At 62.7% G+C, this 20406-nt stretch carries 18 protein-coding genes and 1 tRNA gene; 8 read left to right on the top strand and 11 right to left on the bottom strand.

Annotated elements, in window-relative coordinates; all coding sequences use genetic code 11:
* Nucleotides 1–4: 4 nt before the first annotated feature.
* The 4 genes from QQJ84_RS07300 to lepB are packed head-to-tail and all read right to left on the bottom strand — an operon-like array spanning nt 5 to nt 3609.
* Nucleotides 5–1318, bottom strand: coding sequence for a glycosyltransferase 87 family protein (locus QQJ84_RS07300; RefSeq protein WP_284257470.1), 1314 nt, complete (start codon nt 1316–1318; stop codon nt 5–7).
* Complete coding sequence (era, locus tag QQJ84_RS07295; protein ID WP_284257469.1) at nt 1302–2198, bottom strand: GTPase Era; 897 nt, start codon at nt 2196–2198, stop codon at nt 1302–1304. The genes QQJ84_RS07300 and era overlap by 17 nt, the downstream gene beginning before the upstream one ends.
* On the bottom strand, nt 2195–2866 hold the full coding sequence (gene rnc / locus QQJ84_RS07290) for a ribonuclease III (protein WP_284257468.1): 672 nt from the start codon (nt 2864–2866) through the stop codon (nt 2195–2197). The genes era and rnc overlap by 4 nt, the downstream gene beginning before the upstream one ends.
* A complete protein-coding gene (gene lepB / locus QQJ84_RS07285; RefSeq protein WP_284257467.1) occupies nt 2863–3609 on the bottom strand; it encodes a signal peptidase I in 747 nt (248 codons plus the stop codon). The genes rnc and lepB overlap by 4 nt, the downstream gene beginning before the upstream one ends.
* A gap of 111 nt (nt 3610–3720) precedes the next feature.
* Between lepB and QQJ84_RS07280 the strand changes: the two genes are divergently transcribed.
* The 3 genes from QQJ84_RS07280 (at nt 3721) to QQJ84_RS07270 (ending at nt 5614) form a co-directional block, all read left to right on the top strand.
* The gene (locus tag QQJ84_RS07280) at nt 3721–4971 is read left to right on the top strand and encodes a D-alanyl-D-alanine carboxypeptidase family protein (RefSeq protein ID WP_284257466.1); all 1251 of its coding nucleotides are present in this window, start codon (nt 3721–3723) and stop codon (nt 4969–4971) included.
* Complete coding sequence (locus QQJ84_RS07275) at nt 4968–5216, top strand: DUF3297 family protein (RefSeq protein ID WP_284257465.1); 249 nt, start codon at nt 4968–4970, stop codon at nt 5214–5216. Before QQJ84_RS07280 ends, QQJ84_RS07275 begins: the two co-directional genes overlap by 4 nt.
* Nucleotides 5217–5335: 119 nt before the next feature.
* The gene (locus QQJ84_RS07270) at nt 5336–5614 is read left to right on the top strand and encodes a hypothetical protein (RefSeq protein WP_284257464.1); all 279 of its coding nucleotides are present in this window, start codon (nt 5336–5338) and stop codon (nt 5612–5614) included.
* Nucleotides 5615–5753: 139 nt separating this feature from the next.
* Here the strand turns inward: QQJ84_RS07270 and QQJ84_RS07265 are convergent, their stop codons facing one another.
* A complete protein-coding gene (locus tag QQJ84_RS07265; RefSeq protein WP_284257463.1) occupies nt 5754–6971 on the bottom strand; it encodes a polyhydroxyalkanoate depolymerase in 1218 nt (405 codons plus the stop codon).
* A gap of 120 nt (nt 6972–7091) precedes the next feature.
* Here QQJ84_RS07265 and QQJ84_RS07260 point away from each other — a divergent pair, with 120 nt between their 5' ends.
* Complete coding sequence (locus QQJ84_RS07260; RefSeq protein ID WP_284257462.1) at nt 7092–7748, top strand: glutathione S-transferase family protein; 657 nt, start codon at nt 7092–7094, stop codon at nt 7746–7748.
* Between the two features lie 47 nt (nt 7749–7795).
* On the opposite strand, the gene QQJ84_RS07255 is transcribed toward QQJ84_RS07260, so the two are convergent.
* The 5 genes from QQJ84_RS07255 to QQJ84_RS07235 form a co-directional block, all read right to left on the bottom strand.
* On the bottom strand, nt 7796–8239 hold the full coding sequence (locus QQJ84_RS07255) for a cupin domain-containing protein (protein ID WP_284257461.1): 444 nt from the start codon (nt 8237–8239) through the stop codon (nt 7796–7798).
* A gap of 321 nt (nt 8240–8560) precedes the next feature.
* Nucleotides 8561–9262 (bottom strand): Crp/Fnr family transcriptional regulator, encoded by a 702-nt coding sequence (locus QQJ84_RS07250; protein ID WP_284257460.1) that lies wholly within the window; start codon nt 9260–9262, stop codon nt 8561–8563.
* Nucleotides 9263–9434: 172 nt separating this feature from the next.
* Nucleotides 9435–11819: an FtsK/SpoIIIE family DNA translocase gene (locus tag QQJ84_RS07245; protein WP_284257459.1), complete on the bottom strand. Its 2385-nt coding sequence runs from the start codon at nt 11817–11819 to the stop codon at nt 9435–9437.
* Nucleotides 11820–11944: 125 nt separating this feature from the next.
* Complete coding sequence (locus tag QQJ84_RS07240) at nt 11945–13309, bottom strand: ammonium transporter (RefSeq protein ID WP_284257458.1); 1365 nt, start codon at nt 13307–13309, stop codon at nt 11945–11947.
* 489 nt (nt 13310–13798) lie between these two features.
* Nucleotides 13799–15115, bottom strand: coding sequence for an ammonium transporter (locus QQJ84_RS07235; RefSeq protein ID WP_284257457.1), 1317 nt, complete (start codon nt 15113–15115; stop codon nt 13799–13801).
* A 364-nt stretch (nt 15116–15479) separates the two neighbouring features.
* Between QQJ84_RS07235 and QQJ84_RS07230 the strand changes: the two genes are divergently transcribed.
* Genes QQJ84_RS07230 through QQJ84_RS07220 form a run of 3 tightly spaced genes read left to right on the top strand, consistent with a single transcriptional unit; the run spans nt 15480 to nt 18320 of the window.
* Complete coding sequence (locus QQJ84_RS07230; protein WP_284257456.1) at nt 15480–16664, top strand: UbiH/UbiF/VisC/COQ6 family ubiquinone biosynthesis hydroxylase; 1185 nt, start codon at nt 15480–15482, stop codon at nt 16662–16664.
* A 4-nt stretch (nt 16665–16668) separates the two neighbouring features.
* On the top strand, nt 16669–17877 hold the full coding sequence (locus QQJ84_RS07225; protein ID WP_284257455.1) for a glycosyltransferase family 87 protein: 1209 nt from the start codon (nt 16669–16671) through the stop codon (nt 17875–17877).
* Nucleotides 17874–18320: an OsmC family protein gene (locus QQJ84_RS07220; protein WP_284257454.1), complete on the top strand. Its 447-nt coding sequence runs from the start codon at nt 17874–17876 to the stop codon at nt 18318–18320. The genes QQJ84_RS07225 and QQJ84_RS07220 overlap by 4 nt, the downstream gene beginning before the upstream one ends.
* Before the next feature lie 10 nt (nt 18321–18330).
* Here the strand turns inward: QQJ84_RS07220 and QQJ84_RS07215 are convergent, their stop codons facing one another.
* Entirely contained in the window at nt 18331–20169 is a 1839-nt protein-coding gene (locus tag QQJ84_RS07215) for a transglycosylase domain-containing protein (RefSeq protein WP_284257453.1), read from the bottom strand.
* Nucleotides 20170–20276: 107 nt separating this feature from the next.
* On the opposite strand from QQJ84_RS07215, the gene QQJ84_RS07210 reads away from it, so the two are divergent.
* A tRNA-Leu gene (locus QQJ84_RS07210) sits at nt 20277–20363 on the top strand.
* Nucleotides 20364–20406 lie beyond the last annotated feature (43 nt).

The following is a 20406-nucleotide window of genomic DNA, read 5'->3' as shown; positions in this document are numbered from 1 at the left end:
TTGGTTACACCCTGACGGCTGAATCACGAAAAAAACAGCAAATAATTGCACAAAATTGCACAACCACCCACCACCAGACACATTGCGCAAACAACCAAAATGCAAATTCTGGATAGGCCTGTTGCGATGGCTTAAGCAGAAAGATCGCACTCACGCCAACGAGATCGCCAAAGAAATCCACCCATAACAGAAAGAGGATTGCGCAGATCAGCAGCAATATCCTGTGGCGCGCGAAGTCCCCTGATTGGTTGGCCATTTCCCATAATCCAGGCAGGGTCAGCAGCATAAATATGGCGCGGTAAGTGATATTCTGTGCTATAAAAAAACAAAATGTAATTGTAATCGCTCCGGCCAGTAGCAAGAGGCTCTGCTTTTGACCAAGGTTTTTGAATGTTTGCGTGTAGCGGGGTGCGGCCATGCCGGCCGCGATGATGGCTGCAAATGCTAGGATACCGGTGGCCAATGTTTTATACGCCAGTGCATAAGGCCGATCCACCACGCTTAGATACTGTGCTAAATTCGGGTGCAGCGTAAAAACCGGCAAAAAATGCACCAGGACCAGACCAAATGGTAAATTGAGCGCGCCAAATACACCGCGGAAGCTCATTCCACCCGGCAGGATGCTAATTGCTGCGGCTGTCCCCCTTGAGAAAGCCAGCATATAGCCAACGGCGCAGACAAAAATGGCGGCCGAGACGATGAAAATCTGCCGGCGCCGTTCGCGCAGCACAAGCGCCAGCAGGGCCGCGGGATAAAACTTCATGGCGGCGGCGAACAGCAACACCACATAGCCCGCGAGAGCCGCCCAACGATTTGTGAGCAGCAACATGACGCTCAGCATTACCAACAAAAAGATTACAACATCAAAATTCGCTCGCTCAAGCGCGAAAATAACCGTTTCAGAGCAGGTGGCGCAAATGCGGGTCAAGAGTTCGGCGCGAGACTGAGCAGGGGGCAGCCAGGCGAGAGCCGCCAGGAACAATACGCCCAGTATGATGCCGCCCGGCATCTGATCTTGCAAACCTATCGGCAAATAAGCCGCGCGCAGCAAAAATGGTGAGTAATTATAAACACCGCCATGCATACAGACACTGGGAGCATAGACATTCACCCCCTCCCGCCAGCATGCCCCGGCCTGGAGGATGGCGGCGAAGTCGCCGAATGGATGCGCCTCCAGCGGCGCGGCGCCGGTGACTAAAAGCAGCCGACTATAAGCCTGGGGCGCATATAGCCAAAGCCCCGCGAAGAGCAGGTAGAGCCCTGCCCCCGCCAAGCTGGGCGCCCAGCGGAACAGGAGTTGTTCAGACCTTCGGGTCATTCAGCCCCGTGGCGCGGATGCGGGCGGCTTCTTCGTCCCAGCCGGGGCGCTCATTCACGCGCAGGAAGAGGTCTACCTTGGTCTCCAGCACTTTGGTCAGCTCCTTGCGGGCGCGCATGCCGATCTCCTTGATCCGTGCGCCCTTGGCGCCGATGAGGATGGCCTTGTGACTGGCCTTGGTGACGTAGATCACCGCGTCGATCCGCACGCCCGATTTCTGCACCTTGAAGCTCTCGGTCTCGACCGTGGTGCCGTAGGGTACTTCGTCGCGGGTTTGCAGGAAGATCTGCTCGCGCACAATCTCGGCCGCGAGCAGGCGGTCCGGCAGGTCGGTCAGCTCGTCGCCGGGGTAGAGATGCGGGCCTTCGGGGAGTTTGGCGACGCAGAAATCCAGCAGCACCTCAAGCCCGTCGCCGGTGGCGGCCGAGATCATGAAGACCTGTTCGAAATCGGCCAGGGCGGCGAGGTCCTGCGTGAGCGGCAGGAGCTTGTGGCGGTCAATAAGGTCGACCTTATTGAGAACCAGGGAGAGTTTGCGCCCCGTGGCGGCGATCTGGCTCACAATTTCGCGCACCGCATTGGTAAGCCCCTGTTTGGCGTCCACCAGCAGGAGCACATAATCAGCCTCGGTGGCGCCATCCCAGGCGGCGGCGACCATCGCGCGGTCCAGCCTTCGCTTGGGGGCGAAGATGCCTGGCGTGTCAACGAACAAAATCTGCGCCTCGCCGCGCGGCAAAATGCCCAGCACGCGGGCGCGGGTGGTCTGGGCCTTGGGCGTCACGATCGAGAGTTTGGCGCCGGTCAGCCGGTTGAGCAGGGTGGATTTTCCCGCGTTCGGCGCGCCGATGAGCGCGATGAAGCCGCATTTACTTGTCGTCATTCCGGTAAAACTCCCAATAACGCCTGCGCCGCCGCCTGCTCCGCGGCGCGTTTGGAGCCTGCCTCGCCTCGTCCCGCCGCGTCGCCCACGCTTACTTTGATAACAAAATGCGGCGCGTGCGAAGGGCCGGACATTTCCACCACCTCATAGACCGGCAGCGGCAAGGCCCGCTTGAGCACCCATTCCTGCAAGGCCGTTTTTGGATCTTTCGGCGGAATGAACTGTTTGTCCACCACATCACCCATAACGCGGCGGATAAAATTACGTGATGCGTCCAATCCGGCATCAAGATACAAGGCGCCGATGACCGCCTCCAGCGCGTCGGCCAGCACGGTGGCCTGGTTGCGCACACCGCGCTTGGATTCGCCCGCCGCGACGTTGAGCAGCGGCGCCAGACCGTAATTTTGCGCGATTTCAGCCAGCGCCGGCTTGGAGACAAGGGCCGCCATGCGCGGGCCTAGCTTGCCCTCCTGCTCGTTGGGGAAGCGCTCGATCAGCCATTCCGCCACAATCAGCCCCAGCACACGGTCGCCGATGAACTCCAACCGCTCATTGGAGCCAACCCCCTTGGCGCCGGCGGCGGAGCGGTGCGTCAGCGCCTCGGCCAGCAGCTCTGGCCGGGTGAAGCGGTGCCCCAGCAGCGTCTGGGCATGGTCCAGCCGGCTCAAGAGATTTTGTGGAACATCCGGTCCCACCGGATTTCAAAGGGCCAGTACCAGAATTCGGCGAAGGGATGCTGCAGGTCGATGGAGAAGAAAATATAGCCCGCCGGGCCGATGACATTCTCCATCGGGACATAGCCGACCGGGCCGTCCATGAAACGGGAATCCTCGGAGTCGTCGCGGTTGTCGCCCATCATGAACAGATCACCGGCGGGGACGGTGTAAAGCGGGGTGTTGTTGGCGAAACCGCCGTCCGTTTCCTTCAGGATCGCATGGGTTTTGCCGTTGGGCAGGGTCTCTGTGTAGTCCTGCGCCACCACCGGGCCGCCGGAGCTGGTGTCGGTATAGGTGCCGACGGGCGTGCGCGGCACGATCTGGCCGTTGATGTAGAGCTGGCCGTTGGTGACCTGGATGGTGTCACCCGGCAGGCCGATGACGCGCTTGATGAAATCCTCACTCGGCAGGCCGGGCGGGCGGAAGACGACGACGGCGCCGCGCGGCGGCAGCTCGCCCATGATGCGGCCGGAGAAAATATCCGGCGCGAAGGGGAAGGAGTAATGCGAATAGCCGTAGGCGAATTTGTTCACGAACAGATAGTCGCCGACCAGCAAAGTGGGGACCATGCTGCCCGATGGGATGAAAAATGGTTCATAAAGAAAGGTATGAATGCCCACCGCGATGAGCCCGGCATAGAAGATCGTCTTGAAGAATTCTGCCGCCGTGCCGGTTTTGCTTTCGTGCCGTGCCATGTTTAAGCCTGTCGGTTGAGTTGGCGCATCAAGCCCGGCGCTTGCGGCTTGTCAAGAAATCGGTGCAGAAAGCCCCCCACCCGTCTGCCCCGCATGAAGAAAGAGCTGTGCATGAAGAAATCGACCGGCATTTCCCTGATGGTTCTGAGCCTTGCCATGGCCGCCGCCCCGGCGCTTGCCAAAACGCCGCATCACGGCGCGCATGCCGCAGCCCCCAGCGCCAAGAACAAGGACACCGCCACGGCCGCGCCCACCGGCCCCGCGCCAGTGCCTGACAGCCCCACCGCCGACAAAAACACCCCTGCCCCGCCGACCCTGCCCCAGGCCACCGCCTATGTGCTGATGGACGCCGCGACCGGCGCGATTCTGGCCGAGGCGGCGCCCGACCTGCAGGTGGCCCCGGCCAGCCTGACCAAGCTGATGACCGCGCATATCGCGTTCCAGGCGTTGCACGGCGGTTCGTTGAAATCCGACCAGGTGGTGCCGATCAGTGTTGATGCGTGGCACGCCGGCGGCTCCACCATGTTTATCGATACCACCAGCACGGTCACGGTGGACCAGTTGCTGCACGGGTTGATCATCGTCTCCGGCAATGACGCCGCGGTGGCCCTGGCCGAACAGATTGCCGGCACGCAGAGCGCCTTCGTGCAGATCATGAACAAGGACGCCGCCGCGATGGGAATGACCAATACGGTCTTTACCAATGTGGACGGGCTGCCCGACCCGGCTGAGCATACCAGCGCCATGGATGTCGCCATTCTCTCGCGCAACATCATCGCCGATGAGCCGGAGTTCCTGAATATCTCGAAGGAGCAGAGCTACACCTACAACAACATAACGCAGGCGAGCTGGAACCCGGTGCTGGCGCATGACCCCACCGTGGACGGGATGAAAACCGGGCTGACCGACGCCTCCGGCCATTGCATCGACGCCACCGCCCTGCGCGGCAACATGCGGCTCATCGCCGTGGTTATGGGCGGGCCGACCTGGACCGCGAGCACCGCCGCGATCGAGGCGCTGCTCGATTATGGGCAGAAATTCTTCACCGACGAGAAAGTTGCCACCGCCGGGCAGCAACTGGCCACGCTGGCCAGCGACGCGCTGAACACCGGCAGCGTGGCGATTGGCCCAGGGGCGGATATCACCCTCACCCTGCCCAGCGATGCCGCCGGGCGGATTACCCACAGCATTGCCTACACCGCCGATTTGACACCCGGCGCCACCAAGGGCGAAACGCTGGGAACGATTACCTACACGCTGGACGGCAAGACGATTGCCACCACCCCGGCGATTGCCCTGGCGGACGAAGCGCCCGCCAGTTTTGTCACGAAACTCAAACGCAAGCTGAGCAAATATCTATGAGCGATACCCCTCCCGACCATCTGAGCAATGATCCGAAATCTCCGTTCTTTAACGAGCCGGCGCTGGAGCGCGGCATCGGCATCCGCTTCAACGGAGTCGAGAAGAACAATGTCGAGGAGTATTGCATCTCTGAAAGCTGGGTCCGCGTTGCCGTGGGCAAAACCGTGGACCGCCACGGCAAGCCGCTGACAATGCGCTTAAAAGGTAAGGTGGAAGCCTATTTCAAGGAAGCCGCCGCGGATTAAAGGCGGCGGTGCGCGCCCGGCGGGATTTCAAGCAGGTCCGCAGAGGTCTATCATGACGCCATTGGGGCGCGAGATCGCCCTATCCTGGGAATGCCGGTTATCAAGGAGGCTGAATTTAAATGAATCATAAGCATCGCAACACGTTGCACGCCCTGTTCGCGCATCCGGTCAGCAGCAATATCGACCCGCGCCTGGTATATGCCGTGATCGAGGGGCTGGGCGGTGAGGTGACCCATGGCGGCAGCGGCCATGTGAAGGTGAAGCTGAACGGCCATACACACGGGTTTCATGACACGCAGCATTCGCTCTCCAAGGAGGAGGTCGTGGAAATGCGCAAGTTCCTGGAAGCCGCGGGGGTTGACCCCACGCGCGACTTCCCGCTCGAAGCCGGGGTGTGAGTTTTTAGAGACGGCGTTTTGGAGAGCCGCATGGCCTGAGCGAATCGCGGCGCGATTCGCTCAGGCCATGCGGCTCCTGGAGCAGGATCGCTTTAAGCGCTGCCATGCGCCAGCCATTTTGAACAAGGCGCGCAACGTTTTAGGCGCTGAACTCGATGACCTCGCGAACCAGGGGGTAGATCTCGTTCTGCCAGCGCTTGCCCGAGAAGACGCCGTAATGGCCGACGCCGGTTTGCATGTGATGGCGCTTGAGCAATGGACGCAGATTGGAGCAAAGGTCTAACGCCGCCGAGGTCTGGCCAAGGCCGCAAATGTCATCGCGCTCACCTTCCACGGTGAAGACAAAGGTTTTTTTAATGGCGCCGGGGTTAACCTGACGGCCTTTGTATTTCAGCTCGCCCTTGGGGAGCTCATGATCCATGAAAATGCGCTGCACGGTCTCAAGATAGAATTCGGCCGGCAGATCCATGACCGCGAGATATTCATCGTAGAATTCGCGGTGGCTGGCGGCGGCCTCTTTATCCTCGGCGGCCAGGGAGCGGAACTGGCGGACATGCGCGCCGATATGCTTATCCAGATTCATCGACACGAAGGCGGTTAGCTGCATGAAGCCCGGGTAGACGCGCCGCCCGGCACCCCGGTAGCGCCACGGCACCACATCGGTCATTTTTTTCTCGAACCAGGAAATATCTTTGGTCTTGGCGAGCATGTTCACTTTTGTCGGGTTGCGGCGCGTGTCGATCGGGCCGGCCATGAGCGTCATGCTGCGCGGGGTCGCCGGATTGTTATCCTCCGCCATGACGGAAACCGCGGTGAGCACCGCCACCGTGGGCTGGCAGACGCCGACAACATGGCTGCGCGGACCGAGATATTCCAGAAATTTAATGACATGCTCGACATATTCATCAAAACCGAAGCGCCCGGCATCAACCGGGATATCACGCGCGTTATGCCAGTCGGTTATATAGACATCATGGTCCTGCAGCAGCACCTCGGCGGTGTTGCGCAGCAATGTGGCGAAATGGCCGGACAACGGCGCGACAAGAAGGACCTTCGGCTGTTTGCGGCCGGTATCTTTTTTGAAGTGTACCAGACTCGCGAACGGCGTGGCGTAGACAACCTCGTCTTCAACCTTGACGATGCTGTTGCCGATTTGCACATCGTCAATGGCGTAGTCGGGCCGCTTATGGGTGGTGCCGGAATAGCCGAAAACATCCAGCGCCGCGGTAATGTGGCGCAGTGCGATACCGTAGGGCTGGCCCGGCGTGATGCTGCGCAGCAGGGTGCTGCTGTTGCGGGCAAATAAGCGGAACGGGTCCATGATATCGGCTTGCGCCTGATACATCTGGTAGATCATAGTTCAATCCTAAACCGAAGAAGTTATCGGTGTGTTTCAGATATAGGCTAGTACGTCATTGTACGGTTGACTCGCGTTTGATAATAATGTGTCTATTTTTGTGAAAAGGAAAGGGTGATTATGACCGAGGCGACCCTGCTGATCAGTAGCAAGAATTATTCCTCCTGGTCGCTGCGGGGGTATCTCCTCGCCAAACTCTCCGGAATCGACTTTGCGGAGGAACGCGTATCCCCCGACGACCCGCGCGCCAAGGAGGAACTGCTGATGCGCACGTCCTCGATTCTGGTGCCCTGCCTGCTTCATGGCGACGTGACCGTTTGGGATACGCTGGCCATTGCCGAGTATTTGAACGAGTTGTTCCCCGAAGCGCTGATGCTGCCAACCGATAAAGTGGCGCGGGCACGCTGCCGCTCGATCTCGGGCGAAATGCACTCCGGCTTCGCGGCGCTGCGCTCCTCGTTGCCGATGAACCTGCGCTTCCGTAAGCCAGGCTTTACCGTATGGTCCTCGGCGCAGGCCGATATCGACCGGATCACCACGATATGGACCGACTGCCTGACGACCTGGAAAGGCCCTTTTCTGTTCGGGCGGCGGCCCACCATCGCGGATGCGATGTATGCGCCAGTGGTGGCGCGGTTTTTGAGCTATGATGTGGCGGTTGGTCCGGTCTGTCAGGATTACTGCGACACGATCATGAAATGGGGACCGATGAAGGAGTGGGTTGCGGATTCGCGCGAGGAGCCACAGGAAATCATCGAACTGGATCTGGATTTTTGAAGGCTTCATAAGGACTTTTCTAAAAGGGCCGGTTAAACCGGCCCTTTTTACCGGCTCCCGCCGGGCCATGGCGTGGGGAGCGGAACCGGGCAAGGGCCTTCTACCTCGACCGTGCCGAATTCAGCGGGAGAGGCGATTTCCAGGTATTCCATGTCGGGGGAGTAATCGAATAAATAATGCGTGATGCCGGGCCGCTGATGCACACAGTCACCGGCTTCGACGAGGTGTTCCTGCTCGCCGTACATGAAGCGTGCCCAGCCCTTGGTCATCATGACAATATGAAAATCCGCTATGTGCCTGTGCCAGCCAGTCCCTTGTTGGGGAGGACACGCCGGATTGGCCTTGACAAGCTGGGCGATGACGCGCCCGCCGGTTGAGGCGGCTATGCCAAGATCGCGGTAGAGGAAAAAATCGCGCAGGCCATCGCTACGCCAGGGTGTGTCATCTGGTTTGTTGTGCGAAAACAGGTTCACGGGCGGCTGATCGAGCATCGGCACCTCCTCCACGAAGGAATAGAGGATAATTATGGCATAAATTCAGATGTTCGGCGAGAAAATTTTGCAGTGCAGCATTTTTATCATGATTTTACGAGGCAAGGCGCTTAAGAGCGATCGTTTGAGGTTCGCTCAACCAAGCGAGCCGAAAGCGTGAATCGCCCTCAGAAAAATGGCCAAAGCCTGATCGCACTTAAAAGCGATCGGGACACTAGTGGGACACGTCATTGAAAATGCCGTGTCCCACTAGTGTCATATTTAGCGCGCGCCGCCCACCAACCCGCGCGCAGTACCCTGCGTCATGAATGACGCAGGGTACTAGGCTTCCGAGACCAGCGCCGCCGTGAAGACTTTTTGGTCAATAATTTCAATACATTGCTGGTTGATAAGCCGGATAATCCCCTCACGTTGGAGCTGATGCAGCCCCCGGCTTACGGTCTCAACCGCCAGCCCGGTATAGTCTGCGATATCCGCACGGCTCATCGGCAGATGGATCTGGCTCGCATTCGCGCCGCGCGGCTCATTGTGCAGCCGTAGCAGGTTGAGCAGCATCAGCAGACGCTGCTTGGCGCTGTTCTGCGACAAGGCGATGGCGTGCTGCTGCGCCAGACGCAACTCATGGCACGCCTTGGTGAGAAATTGCCACTGCAGGTTGGGGTCTGACTGTAGCAACTGAACCAGCGCGGTGAGCGGCAGGGTGTAGGCCACCAGCGGGGTGATCGCCTTGACGGTGTTGACGAAATAATCGCCATCCAGGGGACCTATCAGGTCGTTGGGGAATAAAAATGCCTGGATGACCTCCCGGCCATCGGGCAAAAAACTGTAGGATTTGCCGACGCCGGACACGATGTTGAGGATGGAGGTTGCGCGATCGCCTTCGTGAAACAGGATGTCGCCAGCGTCATAATGGCTGAGTGAGGCGATCAGGGCCAGTTTTTGCCGGCCCTCAACGCTGAGAAACGGCTTCGAAATACCTATTTTATCAGCACGCAAAGGGACGGCGATGAGGGGGGGACTCATATTTGCAGACTTGTCCAATTTATTCATCCAAAATAAAATTTTATCAAAATATTCAAGACCAGTAAGATTATGTTAGGTTATCGATTTATGTTCGATCGTGCTCTATTTATTTTTTCCCGCAGGCGTCACGTTTCCGGCTCGTTCACCTGAGTGAGCCTTAAACGAGCATCCTCTAATCATCTTTTTCGCGGCGGACCAAAACTTCGCGCTTGCCGACATGGTTGGCCTGGCTGACGACGCCGTCTTTTTCCATTTGCTCGATCAGCTTGGCGGCGCGGTTATAGCCAATTTGCAGGTGGCGCTGGATGAAGGAGGTGCTGGCCTTGCCCTCGCGCGCGACCAGGGAGACTGCCTGATCATACAGCGCGTTCTCCCCCGTGGTGTTGCCGCCAATGGTGCCGCCCGAGAGGCTGGCGGCTTCATCGTCAGCCGGTTCGGTGACTTCATCGAGATAGGCAGGTTCGCCCTGCTCGCGCAGATAGGCGACCACGGCCTCCACCTCCTGGTCGGAGACGAAGGGGCCGTGGACACGGGTGATGCGCCCGCCGCCCTGCATGTAGAGCAGGTCGCCCTGGCCGAGGAGCTGCTCGGCCCCCTGCTCGCCCAGAATCGTCCGGCTGTCGAACTTGGAGATGACCTGGAAGCTGATGCGGGTGGGGAAGTTGGCCTTGATGGTGCCGGTGATGACATCGACCGAGGGGCGCTGGGTGGCCATGATGACGTGGATACCGGCGGCGCGCGCCATTTGCGCCAGGCGCTGGACCGCGATTTCGATCTCCTTGCCCGCGACCATCATGAGGTCCGCCATTTCATCGATGAAGACGACGATGAAGGGCAGCGGCTCCAGCGCGAGCGGCTGATCCTCGAACACGGGCTTGCCGGTCTCGGAATCAAACCCGGTCTGCACGCGCCGGGTGACAACCTCGCCGCGCGAGCGGGCTTCTTCCACCCGCTCGTTGTAGCCGGCGATATTGCGCACCGCGAGCTGGCTCATGGAGCGGTAGCGGCGCTCCATTTCGCGCACCACCCATTTGAGCGCGGCGACCGCCTTGGCCGGTTCGGTGACAACCGGAGAGAGCAGATGGGGAATGCCGTCATAGACGGAGAGTTCGAGCATCTTGGGGTCGATGAGGATGAGCCGGCACTGCTCGGGCGAGAGGCGGAACAACAAACTCATGATCATGGCGTTGACGCCGACTGATTTGCCCGAGCCGGTGGTGCCCGCGATGAGCAGATGCGGCATGCGCGCGAGGTCAGCCACGATGGGCGCGCCGGAGATGTCCTTGCCCAGAGCGATGGAGAGCTTGCCTGATTGGCCATCCCACATCTCCGAGCCCAGCAGCTCGGAGAGATAGACCGTCTCGCGCTTGGCGTTGGGGACTTCGATGCCGATGACGTTGCGGCCCGAGACGGTGGCGATGCGCACGGCGACGACGGAGAGGGAGCGGGCGATATCGTCCGCCAGGCCGATGACGCGCGAGGAGCGGATGCCGGGGGCGGGTTCCAGCTCGTAGAGCGTGACCACCGGGCCGGGCCGGATTTCCACGATTTTACCCTGCACGCCGTAGTCCTGCAGCACGGTCTCCAGCAGGCGGGCGTTGGATTCCAGGGATTCGGCGCTTGGGCCGGTGCTGGCGCGCGCGGGGGCGGGGCGCAGCAGGTCGAGCGGCGGGCAGTTCCAGCCCACTTCCAGCAGCGGCAGGCGCTCCTGTTTGGCGGGGGCTTTTTTGGCCGGGGCCGCTGGCTTTATGAGCGGCTTGGCGCGCAGCGGCAGGAAGGGGATGGGGGTGGCGCCGCCGGTTTCATCCTCGGGCGCGGCGGGTTGCGGCCGGGGCGCGATGACGGCGCGGGCCGGTGCGGCGGGCGCGCCCGCGAACAATGGCGTGATCCAGGAGGAGACAGCCTCGGCGCCGCGGCGGCTCTGGGCAACCGATGCAGCCGCCGCGCGCGCGGCCTTGGCGCCGCCCGAGCGCCATTCGCCGGGGGTAAAGCCCAGCGCATAGCCAAAGGCTGACATGGCGAGGATGAGGATAATCAACAGCATGACACCGCTGCCGACCCGGCCCAGCAGAGAGGCGCTGGCTGACGCGAAGGCGCTGGAAAGGATGGCGCCCGCGGTGCCGCCGATACCCGCGGGCACGGGCCAGGAGGCTGGCGGGCCTGGGATGATGGCAAGGCCGAGGGCCAGCGCCGCCGCCACCAGCGGCATGGAGAACCCGCCCAGGACGATGCGCAGTTTGACCCGGCCGATGGCGCCGCGCGTGCCGAGCTTGTAGCTCCAGGCCAGCAAAATCATCGGCGGGATGAACCCGGCGATGCCGAAGCCTTGCAGCGTGAGGTCGGCAAAGCCGGCCCCCAGCATGCCCGCGAGGTTGCCGGCCGGGGCCGCGGTCGCGGTGTCAAACGAGGGGTCGGCGGGGTTGTAGGAGACCAGCGCCAGCAGCAGGGTCAGGCCGGCCAGGGCGCAGGCAAGTGCGCCAAGCTCCGCCACGCGCCGGCGCAACTGCGCCCGCAGTGCCGGGGATATGAACCGCCGCGCCTCGAAATTTACCGCCATGGATTGAGTATATGGGGGAGCCCGCTGATTCTCAAAGTCATTTTGTGCGGCGGGCGCGGCCGCACGCAAAGAGAACCAGCGCCTTCGCGGGCGCTGGCTCCTTCAGGCAGGCAGGTCTGGGTGGATCAGTCGCCCATGACCGGGATCTTCTGGCCGTCGGCATAGATCGCGTAGGCTTCCTCGCCGTGGATCGCGTCGTCGCCGATCAGCAGGGTTTCATCATCGAAGCGCAGCGAGACGAAGAGGCCAATAAGCTTGAGCAGGATGAAGGTGCCAACCACGTTGAAGACAATGATGAAGGCGGCGCCGTAGAGCTGCAGGATGACCTGGTGGAAATTGCCGTACCACCAGCCGGTGATGCTGACGGCGTCGTTGTTGGTGCCATACCATTCGATCATCTTGGGGTCGGCCAGGACACCCGTGCCGATGCCGCCGACCAGGGCGGCGACGCCGTGGGTATGGATGACGCCAAGCACATCGTCGACCTTGCGCATGAGCCGGGTCTTGCCGAGCCAGTTCCAGGTCATCCAGGGCAAGGTTGCCGCAACCACGCCGAGGATGATGGCGCCGGTGCCGTTAACATAACCAGCAGCCGGGGTGATGGCGACGAGGCCGGTGATCATGCCGTTGACCGCGCCCAGGATCGAGGGCTTGCCATAGGCCATGACATCCAGCGCGACCCAGGTGAGCAGCGCGGCGGCGGTGGCGGTGTGGGTGTTGAGCACGCCCACGCCGGCATCGGCGTTCGCGGTGAAAGGGTCGCCGCCGTTGAAGCCGGACCAGCCGAGCCAGAGCAGGCCCGCGCCAGCCATGGTGATAAGCAGGTTGTTCGGCTGGAAGTTTTCGCGGTCACGCGGCATACGCGGGCCGATGACCGCGGCGGCGGTGAAGCCGGAGAAGGCCGAGGCCAAGTGAATAACGTAACCGCCGGAGTAGTCGACCACGCCCATGGAGCCGAGCCAGCCGCCGCCCCACAGCGAATAGGCGCCAACGGAGTAGATGAAGGTTGTCCAAAGCGGGACGAAGATCATCCATGCCTTGAAGGATACACGCCCGAGGATGGCGCCGAGCAGGATGATCGGCGTGATCGCGGCGAAAACGAACTGGAAGTAGACCATCGTGGCCTGGCCGTAGCCAAGAGCTGGCATGGCCGCGGCGGCGGAGGGGATGATGGCCTCCTTCTCCATGTTATAGGCCGATGTGGTGGGGCATGGATGGCCGATCCACGCGCCGAGGCCGCCGGGCACCTGGAACCATGGTTTGCCGAAGGACATGTTATAGGCCCACAGTACCCAGACCATGAGAACCGCCGAGAAGGCGTAGAAGACCATGAACGCGGAGTTGACCGCCCATTTCTTTTTGACGGCGCCGCCATAGAGCAAGGCCAGACCGGGGATGCTCATGATCCCCACGAAGGTCGCGGCGGTCAACTGCCAGGCGTTGTCGCCTGTATCAAGCCAGTTTCCTGGCAATGCTTGCACGATTGTCATTCTCTCGACTCCCTCACATCCCAGCCGTGTGTGTTGCACCAATATGCCTCGCGGCAGCACGGCCACGCCGCATCACGGATTAACAAGCAGCTTCCGTGCCAACCCTTGGGCGAACGATGGCGTGTTAGGCGGGCAATTTCCGGCGGGAGGGGAATCCGGCGCAAATTCTGGGCCGGGAGAGCCGGGGCGGAGCAAAACCAAAGCATCCGGCCGCGCGGCGTATGAGCGATTCACGCAAGCGGCGGCGCCGCGCGGGGGGAGGAGACAAGCCACCGCAGGTTAAAAAAGCGCCATTGCCCAAGCGATAGCCAGAAATATGCCGATTTCTGCACAAAGACAGCCAGGGATTTATGCCCTGGCCGCGGCGGCGGCGTCAGCCTTGTCTTGTCGAGGGGTGAGAATCAAAATCTGGGTTGAAGCTGGTGTGCCTCAACCCAGACAAATGAGGGACACCATCCGGCACGCAGGCGCCGGATGGTGCGTCACGAATTAGGTGAGGTGCTGCAGGACCTCGCCGTGCTGGGAAATATCCAGTCCTTCGATTTCCTCTTCCTTGCTGACCCGCAGGCCCATGGTCAGGTCGATCAGCTTGAGGATGATGAAGCTGACGATGCCGCTGTAGAGAATGGTGACGACGATGCCTTCAGCCTGGATCAGCAGCTGGTGGGCATTGCCTTCGATGAGACCGGCATGGCCGCCGACTTCGGTGAGCGCGAACACGCCGGTCAGCATGGCGCCGCAGATGCCGCCCAGGCCGTGAACGCCCCAGACGTCGAGCGCGTCGTCATATTTGAACATGCCCTTGAAGCCGGTGACGCCCCAGTAGCAGACCACGCCGGCGGCCAGGCCGATGACCAGCGCGCCGCTGACACCCACGAAGCCGCAGGCGGGGGTGATGGCGACAAGGCCGGCGACGGCGCCAGAGACGGCACCCAGCAGGCTGGGTTTGCCTTTGAGCATCCATTCCGTGAGGGTCCACGAGACCACGGCGGCCGAGGTGGCGAGATGGGTGTTGATCATCGCCATGCCAGCCTGACCGCCGGAGGTGAGGGCGGAACCGGCGTTAAAGCCGAACCAGCCAACCCAGAGCAGCGCGCCGCCGAGCATGGTGTAGCCCAGATCGGCCGGGGCCATGTTGTCACGGCCATAGCCCGTGCGCTTGCCCACCATGATGGCGGCAACCAAACCAGCCACGGCGGAGTTGATATGCACGACCGTGCCGCCTGCGAAATCCAGCACGCCCGCGTTGGCGAGGAAGCCGCCAGGGCCCCAGACCATATGCGCGATGGGGGCATAGACCGCCAGCAGCCAGATGCCGAGGAACACCATGGAGGAGGAGAACTTCAGGCGGTCAGCCGGGCCGCCCAGGATCAGCACCGGGGTGATGATCGCGAAGGTGCACTGGAACATGGCGAACACGGTCTCCGGGATGGTGCCGGAAAGCCCGTTGAGGCCGGTGCCGTTGAGCATGACGCGGGAGAAACCGCCGATGAAGGGCGCGCTGGGGCCGCTGCCAGCCGTAAAGGCAAGGCTGTAGCCGACGATGACCCAGAGCACCGAGATCAACGCCGTGGCGAAGAAGCACTGCATCAACATGGCGAGAATATTTTTACGGCGCAGCAGCCCGCCATAATAAAGGGCCAGGCCGGGGACCGTCATCATCAGAACCAGGACCGATGAGGTCAGCATCCAGGCGGTGTCGCCGGAGTTCAACGTGGGGGCTGCGGTTTGCGCCAAGGCTGGCGCGGCGCCTGCGACGAGCAAGCCTAAACCTGCCGGGACCGCCAATATCGATCGTTTACTCATCGAGTGTTTATTCCTCTTTTCCTCTGCTTTTAGAGACCTGGAGCCTGGGCAGGTCAGCAGAGCACGTTGTGGAGAGCTCTTAAGGGTAGCGCTCAAGAGGAAAGCAAGGACCGTGCCGTTCCTGCCCCGGCAGGAAAATTAAAGATGCGGCATCCCGCGTACACCTATTTACCGGCCTCGGGTTCGCGGCGCCGGACGGAGCTGATGAGTTGCACAGCGCACATTTGCTCAACTGGACGGCAAAATATGATTATATTTTATGCAATCCGTGGCGTCCTGGCCATTTTATGGAAACACGCGCCGCGCCGGGCTGGAAACCGTGGAAATGGGTTGCGCCGCGCCAAAGCTCAGGCACATATGCGCCATGACATTCAGCCATGACATTGCGATTATCGGAGCCGGACCGGTTGGCGGCGCTTTGGCCTGCGCCCTGGCCGCGCAAGGGAAAAAGGTGTTGCTGGTGGACCGCGCGGCGCTGCCGCCGATGGAACACCCCGATTTTGACGGGCGGGCCTATGCCATCGCGGCGGGAAGCAGGCGGTTGCTGGATATGGCCGGGCTGTGGGAGGCGCTGCCCTTTGCCCCCTGCCCTATCGAGAAGATCGACGTGACGGACGGCAAGGTGGGGCGCCCGGCCTCAAAGCTGCAGCTGCATTTTGATTCGGGCGATGTCGGCGATGGTGCGTTTGGCTGGATTATCGAGGCGCGCAGCCTACGCGTTGCCATCAACCAGCGGCTGCACGAAGCGCCGGGGGTGACGTTGCGCGCGCCAGCGGAGGCAACAGTGTCGCGCGATGCGCATGGCGTACGCATAACCGTGGGCGCGGAGGTTTTCACGGCCGGGCTGGTGGTGGCGGCGGATGGCCGGGGCTCGCAGTTGCGCGGGCAGGCCGGAATAGTGGTGACGCGGCTGAATTATGGGCAGTCGGCCGTGGTCTGCGCCATCGCGCATGAGAAGCCGCATAAAGGCGTGGCGCTGGAGCATTTTCTGCCCGGCGGGCCGTTCGCGCAGCTGCCGATGACCGGAACGCTGGCGCATCCGCATCTCTCGGCGATTGTGTTCACCGACCGGCATGAGACCGTGAAGCGGCTGGCGGCGATGGATGACGCGCGCTTCCTGCCCGAAGTGCGCAAGCGGCTTGGGGAGCACCTGGGCGAGGTGACGCTGGCGGGGCGGCGGTGGACGTATCCGCTCTCGGCGATGTACGCGGCGCGATATTATGACACGCGCCTGGCGCTGATCGGCGATGCGGCACATGGAATACACCCGATCGCGGGTCAGGGGCTGAACCTGGGTCTGCTGGATGCGATCGCGCTGGTGGAGTTGCTGGCCGGAGCCGCCGACTGCGGGGCGCCCGAGCTTCTGGCGGCGTATCAGGCGGCGCGGCGGCCGGCGAATATGCTCATGCTGGTGGCGACCGATGCGCTGGACCGGCTGTTCTCCACCAACAACCCGCTGCTGCGGCTGGCACGGGACGCCGGTTTGGCGGCGGTGGAGCGGATGCCGCGGCTGAAACGGCGGTTCATGCTGACGGCAATGGGGCGATAGGCGTTTGCCCCCCGAGGAGTCCGGCTGGGACATAAACGGGCGGGCGTTGCGGTGGTGCCTGTTGGCGGTGCTGGCGGGCTGCGCGGCAGTGGGGCTGAACGATCTGGCCTGGATCGGCTGGCTGGGTCCCGATTTGCATGAGGATTTTTTCGGCATCTGGTCGTTCGCGCGGTTCAGCGTGCTGCATCCGGGGGCGGGGATTTACGATTTCGCGCGGCTGCAGGCGTTCCAACAGGAAGCCGCGCCCGATTTCGCCGGCTTCTACCCCTGCCCTTACCCGCCGAGCTTTCTGGCGATGATCGCCTGGCTGGGGCATTTGCCGATCGGGCTGGCAAAATCCCTGTGGACCGTGGCGGGGCTGGCGCTGCTGACAGGGGCTGGCTGGGTGATGTTCCGCCCGCCGCTGCGCGGGTTCGCGCTGCTGGCGATCGCGCTGGCCCCGGCCTCGCTGCTGAACGCCACGATCGGGGAGACCGCGTTTTTTGGCACCGCCCTGCTGATGGCCGGGTTTGCGTGGCTGCCCGCGCGCCCTGTGCTGGCGGGCATTGCCTTTGGGCTGCTGACGCTGAAGCCGCAACTGGGCGTGCTGGTGCCCATTGCCCTGCTGGCGCGCGGCGACTGGCGAGCGATCGTTACCGCCGGGTTGACCGCGCTGGGACTTGCAGGGGCCTCGCTGCTGGTATTTCCCTTCAGCCTGTGGCGGGCCTGGCTGCGGGTGCTGCCGCGCTATCAACAAGTGATGGAGGGCAACACGGCGCAATTGTCGCATTTCATGGCGACCCTCAACGCCGCGGCGCTGGACCTGCATGCGGGCGCGGGCGTTGCCCTGGCGGCGCAGCTTATCGGCGGCATCGCGATTGCGCTTGTTGTGTGGGTCTGCTTCCGCCGGGCGGATTACCGGCTGGCGGTGGCGGCGCTGCTGGCAGGCACCGCGCTCGCCGCGCCGCATGACTATGTTTATGACACGGTATTCCTCCCAGTGGCGCTGCTGCTGGCGGGCGAGTGGATGGCCGCGCGGGGGATGCGTATTTCCACCCCGCTGCTGGCGCTGTTCCTGGCGGTTTATGTGTTTCCGCTGGCGATCAGCCGCAACGCCGATATATGTCTCATTTATATCGTGCTGGAGGCGTTGATGTTTTTAAGCATCGCACGGCTGGCGCTGAAGGGCGCCCCGCTGCTGGCTGACAATTTCAGGACATGGAGGATGACATGACGGAAACCCACAGCATCACCTTGCGGCAGGTGGAGAATTTTCAGTTCTCGCATGATTATGGTGGGAGCAAGCCCACACTCATCTCCGACGAGCCACCGCCGCTGGGCGCCGCGGCGGGGCCTAGTCCGGTGCAGTTGCTGCTCTCGGCCGTGGGGTCGTGCATGTCCTCCAGCTTTAATTTCGCGATGAAGAAATTCCGCGAGGCGCCCGGCGCCATCAACACCACCGCCACCGCCACCGTGGGCCGCGACGAGGCGAACCATTTGCGCGTGCAGCAACTGGAAATCGCCATCCATTTCGCGGCGGAGGCCGCAAGCGTCAGCCATCTGGCGCGCGTGCTGGAACAGTTCGAGTCGTTCTGCACGGTGGGCGCGGCGGTGGCGCGGGGTATTCCAACACGGGTCACGGTGACGGACGGCACCGGAACCATGGTGAAGGGCTGAAGCCGCCGGGTTATGAGCCTCCCAGGCCCGTCGCGATGGTTTTGAATATCTGGGCGGGCAGCGTGCCGCCCAGCACCTTGTTGGTGGGCGAGTTGTCGTCATTGCCCAGCCATACGGCGATGATGTCGCCGCCCGCGTAGCCGGCGAACCAGGCGTCGCGGTAATCCTGCGTGGTGCCGGTTTTGCCCGCGGTGAAGACCGTGGGGATGAAAGCGGCGGTGCCGGTGCCGCCGGTGACGACCGCTCGCATCATGCCCGCGACGGCCTGGGCCTGACTGGCGCTGACAACCGGCACGGGGCCGGGGTTGGCGACGGGAACGCCGTTGATGGCGGAGACACCGTAAGGGGTGACGCGGTTGCCGCCATTGAAGAAGGTGGCGTAGGCGCCGGCCAGTTGCAGCACGCCGACGGCGCCGGAGCCCAGCGCCATGGTGGCATCATCCGGGAAATTGTCGTTCAGGCCAAGCTCGCGCGCCAAGGCGATGACGCGGCGCGCGCCGCCCGCGCGCAGCAGGATTCTGATCGCGGCGGTGTTCATGGAATCGGCCAGCGCCTCGGTCATGGAGACATTGCCGCGATAGCTCGCCTCATAGTCATGCGGGTGGTAGCCATGCAGGTAGAGCGGGCCGTCGAACACGGTGTCCGATGGCGACATGCCCGCGCGCAGGCCCGCGAGCCAGACGATGGGCTTGATCGCCGAGCCGGTCTGGCGGCGGGCGAGAACAGCGCGGTTATAGCCCTCGCGGTCGCCCACGCCGCCGACCAGCGCGCGCACGGCGCCGGTGTGGGCATCGAGCACCACCACCGCGCCCTGGGATACGTTCATGGCCGGGCCTTGGAGGGCTATGGTGTTGTCGAGGGCTGCTTCAGCCACGGTTTGCAGCCCGGCGTTGAGGGTGGTTTTGAGCGTGACATCCTCGCCCTCGGGGATCGCGGCGCCCTGGCTCTGCATGAGCCACAGCGCGAACCAGGACGTGCGCGAGCTGGGCGACGCGGCGTTGGCGAGTTGGGCTTCGGCCGCGTTCTCCTGGTCCAAAGTGATGGCCTGGGTGGCAACCATGGCGTCCAGCACCTGGGTGGCGCGGGCGGCGGCGGCTTGCGGGTTGGCCAGCGGGTTGAGATTGGAGGGGGCTTTGGGCAACCCGGCGAGAATGGCGGCCTGGGCGAGGGTTAACTGCGAGGCGGGGACGCCGAAATAGAGTCTGGCCGCGGCGTCAACGCCGTAGGCGCCCTCCCCCAGGTAGACGCGGTTGAGATAGATGCCGAGGATGTCGGCCTGCGAATAATGTTTGGCTAGCCAGAGGCTGAGGACGGCTTCCTGCACCTTGCGGCGCATGGTGCGTTTGTCGGTGAGGAACAGGGTTTTGGCGACCTGCTGCGTGAGGGTGGAGCCGCCCTGCACGATGCGGCGGTGGAAGAGGTCGGACACGCCGGCGCGCAGGACGCCTTGCAGGTCAAACGGGCCGTGCGCGTAGAAGCGCCTGTCTTCTATGGCGATGAAGGCGGCGGGGACGTAGGGCGGCAGTTCGGCGGGCAGCACGACGCGGCCCGAGGCGTCGCCGAAGCGGGCGACCAGATGCCCCGCGGGGTCGAGCAGCATAATGGCCGGGCGGCGCGCGGTGGTGACGGCGGTGGCGGGGTTTGGCATGTCCCATGTGAACCAGAGACCGGCGAGGCCGAGGGCGGCCGTGCCCCAGATGGCGATGATGGTGAAATGGCGCATGAGGAACGCGGCGACACGCAAATGCTGCCGCGCGCGCACCGGAACCGGGACGCGCGCTGGCGGCGGCGGCGGCGCTGCGCGTTTCGCCCTGGATGGTTTAGCGGGAGGAGGGGATGGGCGGGCCATGGGGCTGTTGCTGCCAAGAGCGGGCGCGCCGCGTCAATGGGGTTGGCGAGGGGGCGTGCGCGGGTTCTTGGCTTCGCTCCGGCGAGCCCTTATAGACGGCACGGTGTGCGGGTGTGGCGGAATGGTAGACGCACCGGACTTAAAATCCGTTGGGACATAGTCCTGTGGGGGTTCGAGTCCCCCCACCCGCACCAGCATAACTGGCTGAATTGAAAAGAATTAGTCAAATCAAAGAGC

The sequence above is a fragment of the Acidocella aquatica genome (assembly GCF_030160635.1).
GTDB lineage: Bacteria > Pseudomonadota > Alphaproteobacteria > Acetobacterales > Acetobacteraceae > Acidocella > Acidocella aquatica.
This window is presented reverse-complemented; position numbering and strand designations above follow the sequence as displayed.